Raw genomic sequence first — 13,144 nt, 5'->3', positions numbered from 1 at the left:
GGTGTCGCTGCTGCTGCGCTTGCCCGGCTGCGGGGGGCGCACCGGGCACAGGGATTTTACCTCAGGAAACCAATGGCATAGGTCGGCGCGATCTGCTCCTGATCGGCATAGGACTGCAGCGCCGCGGCGTCCGGCTGGACCGATGTTTTTGTCTCACTGGCTGCCAGCCCGCCGGTGATGAACAGGGAATCGATGCCTTCGCCCATGGCGCCGGCGATGTCGGTATGCGGCCCGTCGCCGATCGCCAGGATGTCGCCGTCGGCGATGTCCGTGCCCAGTTCCGCCAGCCGCCGCCGCGCCAGGTCATAGATCGGCGGATGCGGCTTGCCGAAATAGAGGCTCTCGCCGCCCATCTCCGCATAGAGCCGCGCCAGCGCGCCCGCGCACCATTCCCGCGTGTCGCCGCGGTCCACCACGATATCGGGGTTGGCGCACAGCAGCTTCATGCCCTTCTGCTTGGCATAGAGGAAATCGGGCCGGTTCACCGCCGGGTCGGCCTGCGGATCGAACGGGCCGCAGCAGACGATGCCCTCGGCCTCCTGCAGCGGCACCCGGGTGATCTCCACCGGGTCGTGGATCACGTGCAGCGGCTCGAAGAAGCCCGCGTCGCGCTCCCATTCGCCCATGAAATAGACCTTGTTGCCGACCGCGCCGGTGAACATCGCCGCCCGCGCGGAATCGCCCGAGGTCGAGATCGTGTCATAGGCATCATCGGGCACGTTGAACTGGCCCAGCTGCGCGGCGACGCCGGCCCGCGGCTTCGGCGAATTGGTCAGCAGCACCACCAGGCCGCCCTGCCGGCGGTAGGCCTGCAACGCCGCCACCGCATCGGGAAAGGCGGTGATGCCGTTGTGCACGCAGCCCCAGAGGTCGACAAACAGCGCCTTGTAGCGGCTGGAGACTTCGGACAGGGCGTTGATGATCTGGGTCATGGCGGGTCTTTCGCACGTGGTTCCGGTGTGCCAGCTATGGCAGAGGCGCGGCGGAATGGCCAGTGGCGGGCTGCCGCACCGCCGTCCAGCGGCCCGGCCCGGGGCATCCGCCGGCGGGGGCGCCGCCTTGCCGATTCCGGCGGGCAATCACCTCCCGGGCGAGCTGTCCGGGCTCTTTTCACTTTCTTAATCGATTGAACCTAAAGGTATAGAAACAACCTTTGAGGGAATGCGCCATGTTCCGTACGATGCCCATGAAGACCCGTCTGGTTCTGTCGGGAGTCATTTCGACTGTTTCCGTTGTCATCCTGGCCGCCGCGGCTGTCTACAGCCTCTGGCAAAGCGAGCTGGAGCTTGAGCGGCAGATCAGTGCGACCGAGATCATCCGGCAGGAGCTGATGGTGGACAAGATGCATGACGCGATCGAAGCCGGCGTGGTGCATGCGATCCTGGTCGGGCCGGACGGGCCGGCCGCCAAGAAGGAAGAATTGCAGTCCAAGCTTTCCAGCGACACCCAAGCCCTGGAAAAGGCCGTCGCGGCCTTGCAGAAGGTGGAGATGAGCAGCGGCATCCGGCGGCAGGTGGCGGAGCTTGTGCCGGCGGCAGCAGCCTTCATCCAAATATCCGGGGAAGTCGCGGATCTGGCCTTCAAGGATGCGGCAGCAGCCAGGGCCCGCCTGCCGCAGCTGCAATCCGAGTACAAGGCCCTCAATCTCCTGCTGGCGCCGCTGGGCAAGGACATCAAGGCATTTGCGGAACAGACCGCGCAGGCGGCGCGGGCCCATGACCTTCAGTTGCTGTATTTGCTGACGGGGTTCTCGGCGGCGGCGCTGGTGGTGATTGCCTACAACGCGCGCAATGTGACGCTGACAATCGTGCGGCCGATCGGGCGGCTGCGGGCGGCGCTGCGCGAAGTGGCCGAAGGGGATCTGGGACTCAAGGTCGCCGACCGGATGCGTTCGGATGACTTCGGCGAGATCGCCAAGGACATCGACGCCGTCTCGGCCCGGGTGATTGCCGCCCTGGAAGAACAGAATGCCCTGCGCGAGGAAAGCGAGCAGGTGATCGAACGGCTGCGCAGCGGCCTCCAGCGGCTGTCGCAAGGCGATCTCTGCGACCGGATTTCCAGCCCCTTCAGCGGCGATTACGACCCGCTGCGGGTGAACTACAACGAAACCGTGGACAAGCTGAACGAGCTGATGTCCGAAGTGGTCCAGGCCGGCGCCCGGATCCAGCGGCAATCGGACGAGATCCAGGCCGCGTCAGTGGATCTGTCGGCGCGGACCGAAAGCCAGGCTGCCACGCTGGAGGAAACCGCGGCTGCGCTGGAGGAAATGACGGCCAGTGTCAACTCCTCGGCCCGCAATGCGCAGGAAGTGCAGTCGGCGGTGGAGATTGCGCGCAAGGATGTCGAAAGCAGCGGCCGGGTTGTCGAAGGCGCAATTGCCGCAATGAACGAGATCGAGAATTCCTCCAGCCAGATTTCGCAGATCATCGGGGTGATCGACGACATTGCCTTCCAGACCAATCTTCTGGCGCTGAATGCCGGTGTCGAGGCGGCGCGGGCCGGCGAGGTCGGGCGCGGCTTTGCCGTGGTGGCCTCCGAGGTGAGGGCACTGGCGCAGCGGTCCTCCGACGCGGCCAACGAGATCAAGGCGCTGATCAGTGCCAGCACCGATCATGTGCAGGACGGGGTGCAGAAAGTGGACGGCGCCGGGCAGGCGCTGGCCACGGTGGTCAGCCAGGTTTCCAACATTGCCGAACTGGTTTCGGGCATCTCCAGCGAAGCCGCGGAACAGGCGCAGGGGCTGAACGAGATCAATATCGGTGTCTCGCAACTGGATGCGGTGACCCAGCAGAACGCCTCGATGGTGGACGAATCAAGTTCCGCGATCCGCGCCATGACGGATGAAACCGCAGGGCTCAACCAGCTTGTCGGCCAGTTCGTTCTGCGCGAGGGCGGCGGCGCCGCACCGCAGCCGGCTGCCGGGATGGATCAGCCCGCCGCGGCCCGGGCGGCACCGCCCCGGCCGGCTCCGGCGCCGACGGCCAGGGAAGCGGCGGCCAGGGAAGCGGCGCTGGGCGAAACCATCTGGGAAGACTTCAACGATGGCAGCGAGGTCTGGCCTGATGACGGCGAAGAGCCGCTGGCCCATTCCGCCTGAGCGGGGCGGCGCACCGGCCGCAGCCGGCAAAGGCGCCCCGCGGGGCGCCTTTGCTGGTTTTCAGCCTGAACCGCGGGCTCAGACCTTGAGGTTCGGGATGATCTGCTTCTTGCGCGACATGATGCCCGGCAGCACCACGGTGTCGCCCGCGGCATCGGCGCCGAAGGATTTGCTTGCCACGGTCTTCACCAGGTCGTTCGGCACCAGCAGGGTGGCTTCCTCGTTCAGGATGTCGACCACGAACAGCAGCACCTGGTCGACGCCGTCCTCGGCCGCCACGGTGGTCATGGTCTCCATCAGCGACGCCTTGCGGTCCAGCACCACGGCCGGCGCGGTGGTTTCCAGCACCGAGACGCGGAACTTGGTGCCCTCGACCGCGTATTCCTTGGAATCCATCCGCAGCAGTTCGGCATCGGAGAAGGACGACACGTCGGACTTCGCCGCAAACATTTCTGCCGCGTAGTCGGCGATGTTGATGCCCAGATCGGCGGCCAGCTTTTCGGCCACGGCCCTGTCATGCGCGGTGGTGGTGGGGGAGCGGAATTCCAGCGTGTCGGACAGGATGCAGGTCAGCGCGGCGCCCTTGATCGCCTCCGGCATTTTGGCGGCATCGTCGCCCATCAGGTCAAACATGATGGTGGCGGTGCAGGCCAGCGGCCGGATGGTGATGTCGATCGGGCCCTTGGTTTCCAGGCCGCCGACCAGCTTGTGGTGGTCGATGATCGCCTGCACGTCGGCGCCGTTGATGTTGGCGGGCAGCTCGGCCGGGTTGTTGGTGTCGACGATCACGACAGCGGCGTCATCGGCGACATCGCTGATGATCGCGGGCTTTTCCAGGCCCCAGCGCTGCAGCATGAAGGCCGCTTCGGTGTTCGGCTCGCCCAGCAGTTTGGGCTCGGCGGCAACGCCTTTCACCTCGTTCAGGTACCAGGCCCAGACGATCGGGGAGCCGGTGGAATCGGTGTCGGGGGATTTATGGCCGAAAACTTGAAGGGTCATGGGACTGTCCTGTTCACTCATGGGGTCCGAAAAGGGGAGATTTGCGCGCCTTATAGGACCGGCGCGCGGGCTTGTCACCCCGCAGCTGCTGCAATGCGGCACTGTGCTCAGAACGGTGCGCGCTCCAGTGTGTAGCCCTGCTGCTGCAGCAGGTTCAGCACGCCGTTTTCCCCCGGCAGGTGCAGCGCCCCCGCGGCCACCACGATCCTGTTGCCCGCAGCCGCCTCGATCACCGGAATCCAGGCTTGGTTGCGCTGGTCCAGCAGCTCTTGCATCGCGTCGGTCCACAGCTCTTGCCGTTCCTGCGCGGTCAGGGCATCGCTGTGCAGGAACTCCTGTTCGCTCAGGTAGAGCGCCTGCAGCGGCTGCTCGTCGAAATACGCCTCTGCCGTGGTGGAAAAGGCGTCCTCGCCGCCGCCCAGAAGGGCCGTGAACGCGCGCAGCTGCCGGACCTGCTCCTCCAGCGGGTCGCCGTCCATCATCCGGATGACGGCCATCGGATCCTCCAGCGAGCGGATCGGCACTCCGGCCTGTTCCGCCTCGGCGGCCAGGCGCTGGTCAAGGCCGTTCTTGAAGTCCTTCTGCCGCAGCACGCAGGGCGGCACCGCCATGGACAGGGCAAGGAACCAGGGCCGCATCTTGGCGGCCATCCAGGGGCGGACCCCGTGCTGGCGCGCCTTTGCGGCCAGGCTCTCCCACTCCTGGGGCGGCAGGCGGTCGATCAGCGTCGGGCCTTCGGTGATCAGCATCAGCGACGGGGTGCGGCCCAGCTCGTCCTCAAACGCCGCCTTGTCGGCGGGGCTGGCCTCCATCAGCAGCAGATCGGCCTGGCGGACAACCGGGGCCAGGCCTGCGGTGATCCCTTCCATCCGCGGGTCGCTGATGTGCAGGGTGCCGATCACATGAACGGTCCGGGCGCCGCGGCGGGCAATCCAGTGGTTGCCTTCGGCAAAGGGCGCGGCTGCGGCGCGTGCCTCGATCCGGGCCAGACCCTCTGCCGGAAGGGTGGTGCGCAGATCGGTGCCGGTGCAGGCGGCCCGCAGCGCGGCGGGCAGCAGCAGAATGAGAACGCAGAAGAATAGCCGCATGAAAGACAGGTCCTGAAACTGATGGGTGGCAACCGGGATGCGCCAGCCTTACCACGGCGCGCGGGTGAGGCTGAAGCCCTTGGCCTGCAGCAGGTTCAGCACGCCGTTCCTGCCGGGCAGGTGGGCGGCGCCGACCGCAATCACGATCCGCTCCTGCCGGGCGGCCAGAATCACCTTCATCCAGCGTTTGTTGCGCCGGTCCAGCAGGCGGAGGTTGTATTGCTGCCACAGCCGCGCCGTTTCGGCGCCCGAGAAGCTGCTGTACTGGGCGCTGATCCAGGGCGCCAGCACGAAGGCGGTCCAGACGCTCTGGTCGAAATAGGCCTCGACCGGGGTGGCATCCTCGGGCTTGCCGGACTGCACCAGCTCCAGCTCCAGTTCCAGCATCCGGGCCTGGTCGCGCAGCGGCAGGCTGGCAATCGCCGTCAGCGCCTGCTCCGGGGTTTCCAGCGCCCCCAGCGGTATGCGCCTGCGGCTGGCAAAATCCGCGATCCGGTCGTCCAGCCCGCGCCGCAGGCCAAAGCCGTAGGGGCGGCAGCCGCTTTGCACCAGGAACATGGAAATCGCCCAGGGCTGCATCCGGTTCACGGTCTCCAGATTGGCGCCGGTCACCCGGGCCGTAAGCTCGAACCGCTGCCAGGCATCGCGGGCCAGCAGGTGGCGCAGCTCCTGCCCCTTGGGCAGCAGGAAATTGCGGGCCAGCGCCGGCGGCATACTGTCCAGGCTTTCCATCTCTTCCTGCGGGGTTTCCAGATAGATGGCCTGGGCCGACAGCAGCACCGGCCGCAGCGTGCGCATCACCTTGGCCATGCGGGCATCGCCGCCATGCATGGTGCCGACCACGTGGATGGTGCGGCTGCCCTTGGTCGCCACCCAGTGGTTGCCGCGGGAAAACGGGGTGGCGGCCATCTCGCGCTCCAGCCGCGCTTCGGTGGCCGGGGGCAGGTGGTCGCGGTAGTCGATGCCGCGGCAGGCGGCGACTCCGGCGGAGGCCTGCAGAGCCAGGACGAGTGCCAGTGCAATCCGTTTCATCAAGCACCCTTTCCCCGGAATCCGGAACTGTGGCCTGGATGTATGACCCTAGGGCGGGGCGGGGAGCGCGGCAATGCCAAACCCCGCGTCCGGCCGTAAAACCGTGCCGCGGATTGCCTTCGCCGCCGCTTCCTGCCAGTCATGGCGGCATGGAACGCGAAGATCAGCTCTATGCGCCGGTGAAGGCGCTGCTGGAAGGCCAGGGCTATGAGGTGAAGGGCGAGGTGGGGGCTGCCGATGTGGTGGCCTGCCGCGGCGATGAGCCGCCGGTGATTGCCGAGCTGAAGCTGAAGTTCTCGCTGTCCTTGTACCATCAGGCGCTTGCCCGGCTCGCGGTTGCCGATCACGTCTATATCGCGGTGCCGCGGCCCGGGGGGCGGCAGGCGCGGCGGATGATGAAGGACAATCTGGCGATGTGCCGGCGGCTGGGGCTGGGGCTGATCACGGTGCTGGAGGACGGCCGGGCGGAGGTGCACTGCGACCCCGGCCCCTACAGCCCGCGCAAGTCGAAGAAGAAGCAGGCGCGGCTCTTGCGCGAGTTCCAAACCCTGCGCGGCGACCCCAATGCGGGCGGCGCCACCCGGCACGGCATTGTCACCGCCTACCGCCAGGACGCGCTGGCCTGCGCCGCGCATCTGGCCCGGGCCGGCGCCTGCAAGGGGGCGGAGGTCGCCCGCGCCACCGGCGTGGCGCGCGCCACCCGGCTGATGGCCAGCAACCACTATGGCTGGTTCGAGCGGGTGGCGACCGGCATCTACCAGCTGACCGACGCGGGCCGCGCCGGCCTGGTGCATTGGGCGGAAAGCTGGGAGGAAGAGGCGCCGGGATCTGCCGCCGGGTGACGTGAACAGGCGCTGCGGCCCGCTGCAAATTTCCTGATTTGCCCGAGGGCCGGCAGCACTGCCACATCCGGACACCGGCCGGCCGGCGGCGCGCCTGGCCCCGGCCGTTTCAAGGCCGGCCTTGCGCCCCGCGGGGACACGGCTGCTGGAGGGAAAGTTCCGCGGCCGGCAGGGGGCGCTCCGGCGCCTTCATTTTTTTGCCGATTCCGTGTTGACAAGGTCCGGGCGCATTCCTAGCTTCCCCTCGTTAGCACTCGCCGGGTGTGAGTGATAACTGCCCTGCCAGGGAGCAGGGCAAAAGATAACAACCTTTGAGCCTTTAAGGAGCTGCAAAGATGGCATTGAAACCGCTTCATGACCGCGTGCTGGTGCGCCGCACCGAAAGCGAAGAAAAAACCGCTGGCGGCCTGATCATCCCCGATTCCGCAAAAGAAAAGCCGAGCGAAGGCGTTGTTGTCGCAACCGGCGAAGGCGCGCGCAAGGACAGCGGCGAGCTGATCGCGATGGCCGTTTCGGCCGGCGACAAGATCCTGTTCGGCAAGTGGTCGGGCACCGAGGTCTCGGTCGGCGGCGAAGAGCTGCTGATGATGAAGGAAAGCGACATCATGGGCATCATCGAGTAAGCCTTGCGGCTGCTCTGATCCCATCCCTCGCTGACACACACGAATTTCTCTAGGAGAGTGAAAAATGGCTGCTAAGGACGTCAAATTCGACACCGATGCCCGCAACCGCATGCTGAAGGGCGTCAACATTCTGGCCGACGCCGTGAAAGTGACCCTGGGCCCCAAAGGCCGCAACGTGGTTCTGGACAAATCCTTCGGCGCACCGCGCATCACCAAGGACGGTGTCTCGGTTGCCAAGGAAATCGAACTGGAAGACAAGTTCGAGAACATGGGCGCCCAGATGGTGAAGGAAGTTGCTTCCCGCACCAATGACGAAGCCGGCGACGGCACCACCACCGCGACCGTTCTGGCCCAGGCCATCGTCAAGGAAGGCCTGAAGCAGGTTGCTGCCGGCCTGAACCCGATGGACCTGAAGCGCGGCATCGACCTGGCAACCGCCAAAGTCGTCGAAGGCATCCGCGCCATGGCGCGCGAAGTGACCGACAGCCACGAAGTTGCGCAGGTTGGCACCATCTCCGCCAACGGCGAAGCCGAAATCGGCCAGCAGATCGCTGACGCGATGCAGAAAGTCGGCAACGAAGGCGTCATCACCGTCGAAGAGAACAAGGGGCTGGAAACCGAGACCACTGTTGTCGAGGGCATGCAGTTCGACCGCGGCTACCTGTCGCCCTACTTCGTGACCAACCCCGACAAGATGGTCGCCGAGCTGGAAGACTGCATGATCCTGCTGCACGAGAAGAAGCTCTCCTCGCTGCAGGCGATGGTGCCGCTGCTGGAGCAGGTGATCCAGTCGCAGAAGCCGCTGCTGATCATTGCCGAGGACGTCGAAGGCGAAGCGCTGGCAACCCTGGTTGTCAACAAGCTGCGCGGCGGCCTGAAGATCGCAGCCGTCAAGGCACCGGGCTTCGGCGACCGCCGCAAGGCCATGCTGCAGGACATCGCGATCCTGACCGGCGGCCAGGTGATCTCCGAAGATCTGGGCATGAAGCTCGAGTCCGTCACCATGGACATGCTGGGTTCCGCCAAGAAGATCGAAATCACCAAGGACGAGACCACCATCGTCGACGGTGCCGGCGAGAAGGCCGAGATCGAAGCGCGCGTCGCCCAGATCCGCACCCAGATCGAGGAAACCACCTCCGATTACGACCGTGAGAAGCTGCAGGAACGCGTTGCCAAACTGGCAGGCGGTGTTGCCGTGATCCGCGTCGGCGGCATGACCGAAGTGGAAGTGAAAGAGCGCAAGGACCGTGTGGACGATGCGCTGAACGCGACCCGCGCAGCCGTGCAGGAAGGCGTTGTCGTCGGCGGCGGTGTTGCCCTGGTTCAGGCCGGCAAGGCGCTGGAAACCCTGGAAGGCGCAAACTCCGACCAGTCCGCAGGCATCGTCATCGTGCGCAAGGCCATCGAAGCGCCGCTGCGCCAGATCGCCGAAAACGCCGGTGTTGACGGCGCCGTGGTTGCCGGCAAGGTCCGCGAAAGCAACGACCCGGCCTTCGGCTTCAACGCGCAGACCGAAGAATATGGCGACATGTTCGCCTTCGGCGTGATCGACCCGGCCAAAGTGGTGCGGACCGCTCTGGAAGACGCAGCCTCGGTTGCCGGTCTGCTGATCACCACCGAAGCCATGGTTGCCGACAAGCCCGCCAAAGAAGGCGCGGCAGGCGGCGGCATGCCCGACATGGGCGGCATGGGCGGCATGGGCGGCATGATGTAATCACAAATCCCGCCGGGATTTGGGATGCGGCGACAGGCGATTGGCCGAAAGGCCGATCTGCCGGGAGCCCACCGCTGATGACTGCAAGATTCGGGGCTGCCTTCGGGCGGCCCCTTTTTGTTCAGCCAGGTGCGCAAGGCCCGCCTTGCGGGCCTGCCTGCGGCGCGAGTATTTTTGCAAAGGTGAATGAGGGAGGATTGGGATGGTTGCCGGGCCGGATACCCTGACAGGCGTTGGGGAAGAGCATTTTGACGAGGTCGTGGCGCTTTTGCTGGCCGCCTTTCCCACCGATGCCGAGGCGCGTCTGGTGCGGCAGCTGCGCGCGGATGGCGATATGCTGGCAGAGTTTCAGAAACCCTGGGACGGCAAGATCGGAGGCTACTTCGCCCTCAGCCGGATGCTGGCGCCGGAAGGCTGGGCTTGCCTGGCGCCGATGGCGGTGCGGCCGGAATGGCAGGATGGCAGGCTGGCGGAGTGTAATCCGAATATGGAAGCCGGCGGGCCAAAGGACGAGATGCATCGCAGATCTTGGCGGTTCGGCTCCCGGATGCTGCGGGAATTGGCGCAATGCCATGAGATGCCGGAAGGGGCGTCCGGGGGGCAGCTTCCCGAAACCATCGTGGTTCTGGGTAAACCCTCCTTCTACGGGCGCTGCGGTTTCAGCCTGGAACGGGCGCAGAAGCTCAGGAGCCCTTATCCGCTGGACTGCACGCTGATCCTGCGCCGGGGCGATGACCTGCCGGAGGCGGAGCTGGTCTATCCGCGGGCGTTTTCCGACCTGTGACGGGGAGAAAGCTCTGGCGGCCTGGCGCCAGCCGCGATAGCCCGGACACATGCGCCTGTTCCTGCTTGTCTCCCTCACCATGCTGGCCTTTGCCGCCAATTCGATCCTCGGCCGGGCGGCGATCGGCGGCGGGCATATGGATGCCACCGGGTTCGGCCTGTGGCGGCTGGTTTCCGGCGCGCTGATGCTGGCGCTCCTGTGCCGGATGCGGGGGCAGGCGGCGTGGAGCCGGGACCGGCTGCTGCGCCCTGCCAGCCTGTGGGGCGGCGCGGCGCTGACGCTGTACATGGCGGGATTCACCCTGGCCTATCAGCATCTTGATGCCGGGCTGGGGGCGCTGATCCTGTTCGGCACGGTGCAGATCTCGATGTTCCTGTGGGGGCTGGTCAAGGGCAATCCGGTCACCGGGCTGCAGGCGGCGGGGGCGGTGCTGGCGCTGCTGGGGCTGGCCTATGTGGTCTGGCCTGCGGACGGCGCGGGCGTGCCGCTGGCGGCGTCGCTGCTGATGGCGGCCAGCGGACTGGGCTGGGGCATCTACAGCCTGCTGGGGCGCGGCGCGCGGCAGCCGCTGGCGGCAACGGCGGTGAATTTCGCCTGGTCCAGCGCGATGATGCTGCCGGTCATGCTGCTGGCGGGCGGCGGCACGGATGCGAGCATTTACGGCGTGGTTCTGGCTGTCCTGTCGGGGGCGGCGGCGTCCGGCATGGGGTATGCGCTGTGGTATGCGGTGCTGCCGCAGCTGCAGCCTGCGGCGGCGGCCACGGTGCAGCTGAGCGTGCCGGTGATCGCCATTCTGGCAGGCGCCGTGCTGCTGGGCGAGGCGATCGGCCTGCGGCTGGTCTTTGGCAGCGCCGCGGTGCTGGGCGGCATTGCGCTGGCGGTGCTGCGCGCGCCGCGGCGCCGGATGCGGCCGGCCAAGTGACGGCAAGGGCTTCCCTGCGGCGGCGCTTGCGCTTATCTGGGCCGCATGAGAGCGTTTCTGAAACCCGTCCTTCTGTCCGCCGCGGCGCTGCTGCCGCTGCCTGCCGCTGCCGATTGCGTGATCCTGCTGCATGGGCTGGCCCGCAGCGAAGCCTCCTTTGCGGTGATGGAGGAGGTGCTGCAGTCGCGCGGCTATGCCGTGGTGCGGCCCGGCTATGCCTCCACCGAAGCCACCGTCCAGGTGCTGGCGGGCGATACCCTGCCGGCGGCCTTTGCCGCCTGCGGGGCGCAGAGGGTTCATGTTGTGACGCACTCGATGGGCGGCATCCTGCTGCGCCACTGGCTGCAGGACCACCGCCCGGAGACCCTGGGGCGGGTGGTGATGATGGGGCCGCCCAACCAGGGCAGCGAGCTGGTCGATGAGCTGGGCGACTGGGAGGTGTTCGGCCTGCTCAACGGCCCGGCCGGGCTGCAGCTGGGCACCGGGGCGGACAGCCTGCCGCGGCGGCTGCCGCCGGTGGATTTCGAGCTGGCGGTGATTGCCGGCAGCGAGACGCTGAACCCGCTGTTCTCCAGCCTGATCCCCGGTGCTGACGACGGCAAGGTCTCGGTCGAGAGCACCAAGGTGGATGGCATGGCGGCGCATCTCACCCTGCCGGTCACCCATACCTACATGATGAACAGCCCCCAGGTGATGGCGCAGGCGCTGCATTTTCTCGAGGAAGGCCGGTTCGAGCCGTCGCTGACCTGGCTGGCGGCGGTGGAGGAGATCATCTTTGAGGCCTGCCAGCTGAATGGCGGATGCGAAGAGGCAGAGAAATGACTTTGGAGCTGACCTTGCAGGGCGGCGATGTGCTGCGCCCGGACGGGTTGGAACGCGGCGGCGCGATTGCCATTGCGGAGGGTCTGGTGGCGCAGGCGCCTGCGGGCCGCGTGGTGGACCTGTGCGGCTATCTGGTGCTGCCGGGGATCGTCGATCTGCACGGCGACGGCTTTGAGCGCCACCTGGCGCCGCGGCGCGGTGCGATGAAGCAGATGGCCGAAGGTGTCGTTGCCGCCGAGGCGGAGCTGGCCGCCAACGGAATCACCACCGCCGTGCTGGCGCAGTTCTACTCGTGGGAGGGGGGCTTGCGCGGGCCGGAGTTTGCGGCGCAGGTGTTCGCGGCCATCAAGGCGGTGCGCTGCGGCCTGGCCACCGACCTGCTGCCGCAGCTGCGGTTCGAGATCCACATGCTGGACCATTGCGCTGAGCTGCCCGCCCGGGTGGCGGACTGGGCGGTGCCCTATGTGGTGTTCAACGACCACCTGCCGCATGAGCGGCTGGCGCAGGGCAGGAAGCCGCCGCGGCTTACCGGCCAGGCGCTGAAGGCGGGGCGCAATCCGGAAGCGCATTGGCAGATGCTGAAGGACCTGCACGCCCGCCGGGCGGAGGTGCCCGCGGCGATGGATGCGCTGTGCCGGGCGCTGTCGGATCTCGGCGTGCGCACCGGCAGCCACGACGACCGCACCGAAGGGGACCGTGCCCAGTGGCGCGTGCGCGGCGCGCGGATCGCCGAATTCCCGGAAACGCTGGAGGCGGCAGAGGCCGCGCGGGCGGCGGGGGATCCGGTGATCCTCGGCTCGCCCAACGTGGTGCGCGGCGGCTCGCACAAGGGCAATGCCTCGGCGGTGGAGCTGATTGCCATGGGGCTCTGCGATGCGCTGGCCTCGGACTACCACTATCCCAGCCCGCGCCGCGCGGCGCTGATGCTGGAACGCTCCGGCCTGCTGGACCTGGCCGGCGCCTGGCGGCTGGTCTCGGACGGGCCGGCGCAGGTGCTGGGGCTGGCTGACCGCGGGCGGCTGGAGGCAGGCAAGCGCGCGGACATACTGGTGCTGGACAAGGAGAGCAGGCGGGTCGCGGCCACCTTCAGCGGCGGGCGGGTCAGCTACATGTCGGGGGATGTGGCGCGCCGTTTCCTCGCCTGAGGGGGAGCGCCGCGCATCAGGCCGGATGGCCCTCTTTGCGGCGCGTGAAACCGGCGGGGCCGCTTTCACCGGGCCG

At 67.2% G+C, this 13,144-nt stretch carries 12 protein-coding genes; 8 read left to right on the top strand and 4 right to left on the bottom strand.

The genetic code is table 11. The annotated features are described in order from the left end of the window. Positions 1–56: 56 nt before the first annotated feature. Positions 57–932 (bottom strand): TIGR01459 family HAD-type hydrolase, encoded by an 876-nt coding sequence (locus OKQ63_RS12920; protein WP_264210485.1) that lies wholly within the window; start codon positions 930–932, stop codon positions 57–59. 236 nt (positions 933–1,168) lie between these two features. Here OKQ63_RS12920 and OKQ63_RS12915 point away from each other — a divergent pair, with 236 nt between their 5' ends. Continuing rightward, positions 1,169–3,097: a methyl-accepting chemotaxis protein gene (locus OKQ63_RS12915; protein ID WP_264210484.1), complete on the top strand. Its 1,929-nt coding sequence runs from the start codon at positions 1,169–1,171 to the stop codon at positions 3,095–3,097. Between the two features lie 78 nt (positions 3,098–3,175). On the opposite strand, the gene OKQ63_RS12910 is transcribed toward OKQ63_RS12915, so the two are convergent. The 3 genes from OKQ63_RS12910 to OKQ63_RS12900 all read right to left on the bottom strand — a co-directional run bounded on the left by OKQ63_RS12910 (position 3,176) and on the right by OKQ63_RS12900 (position 6,216). Then, positions 3,176–4,096, bottom strand: coding sequence for a manganese-dependent inorganic pyrophosphatase (locus OKQ63_RS12910; RefSeq protein WP_264210483.1), 921 nt, complete (start codon positions 4,094–4,096; stop codon positions 3,176–3,178). 107 nt (positions 4,097–4,203) lie between these two features. Beyond that, complete coding sequence (locus tag OKQ63_RS12905; RefSeq protein WP_264210482.1) at positions 4,204–5,184, bottom strand: TraB/GumN family protein; 981 nt, start codon at positions 5,182–5,184, stop codon at positions 4,204–4,206. 48 nt (positions 5,185–5,232) lie between these two features. After that, complete coding sequence (locus tag OKQ63_RS12900) at positions 5,233–6,216, bottom strand: TraB/GumN family protein (protein ID WP_264210481.1); 984 nt, start codon at positions 6,214–6,216, stop codon at positions 5,233–5,235. A 149-nt stretch (positions 6,217–6,365) separates the two neighbouring features. Between OKQ63_RS12900 and OKQ63_RS12895 the strand changes: the two genes are divergently transcribed. The 7 genes from OKQ63_RS12895 to OKQ63_RS12865 all read left to right on the top strand — a co-directional run bounded on the left by OKQ63_RS12895 (position 6,366) and on the right by OKQ63_RS12865 (position 13,068). Beyond that, positions 6,366–7,058 carry a DUF2161 domain-containing phosphodiesterase gene (locus OKQ63_RS12895; RefSeq protein WP_264210480.1) on the top strand — a complete coding sequence of 231 codons (693 nt, stop codon included), beginning with the start codon at positions 6,366–6,368 and terminating at the stop codon, positions 7,056–7,058. A 335-nt stretch (positions 7,059–7,393) separates the two neighbouring features. After that, positions 7,394–7,681: a co-chaperone GroES gene (locus tag OKQ63_RS12890; RefSeq protein ID WP_264210479.1), complete on the top strand. Its 288-nt coding sequence runs from the start codon at positions 7,394–7,396 to the stop codon at positions 7,679–7,681. 64 nt (positions 7,682–7,745) lie between these two features. Then, entirely contained in the window at positions 7,746–9,395 is a 1,650-nt protein-coding gene (groL, locus tag OKQ63_RS12885) for a chaperonin GroEL (protein ID WP_264210478.1), read from the top strand. Between the two features lie 202 nt (positions 9,396–9,597). Further along, on the top strand, positions 9,598–10,179 hold the full coding sequence (locus OKQ63_RS12880) for a GNAT family N-acetyltransferase (RefSeq protein ID WP_264210477.1): 582 nt from the start codon (positions 9,598–9,600) through the stop codon (positions 10,177–10,179). A 49-nt stretch (positions 10,180–10,228) separates the two neighbouring features. Continuing rightward, positions 10,229–11,101: a DMT family transporter gene (locus OKQ63_RS12875; protein ID WP_264210476.1), complete on the top strand. Its 873-nt coding sequence runs from the start codon at positions 10,229–10,231 to the stop codon at positions 11,099–11,101. 45 nt (positions 11,102–11,146) lie between these two features. After that, positions 11,147–11,923 carry an esterase/lipase family protein gene (locus OKQ63_RS12870; protein ID WP_264210475.1) on the top strand — a complete coding sequence of 259 codons (777 nt, stop codon included), beginning with the start codon at positions 11,147–11,149 and terminating at the stop codon, positions 11,921–11,923. After that, on the top strand, positions 11,920–13,068 hold the full coding sequence (locus tag OKQ63_RS12865; protein WP_264210474.1) for an alpha-D-ribose 1-methylphosphonate 5-triphosphate diphosphatase: 1,149 nt from the start codon (positions 11,920–11,922) through the stop codon (positions 13,066–13,068). Before OKQ63_RS12870 ends, OKQ63_RS12865 begins: the two co-directional genes overlap by 4 nt. Positions 13,069–13,144 lie beyond the last annotated feature (76 nt).

It is taken from the genome of Leisingera thetidis, assembly GCF_025857195.1.
GTDB classification, from domain to species: domain Bacteria; phylum Pseudomonadota; class Alphaproteobacteria; order Rhodobacterales; family Rhodobacteraceae; genus Leisingera; species Leisingera thetidis.
Note: the sequence above shows the minus strand (reverse complement) of the source record. Positions and strands in the feature narration are given on the sequence as shown.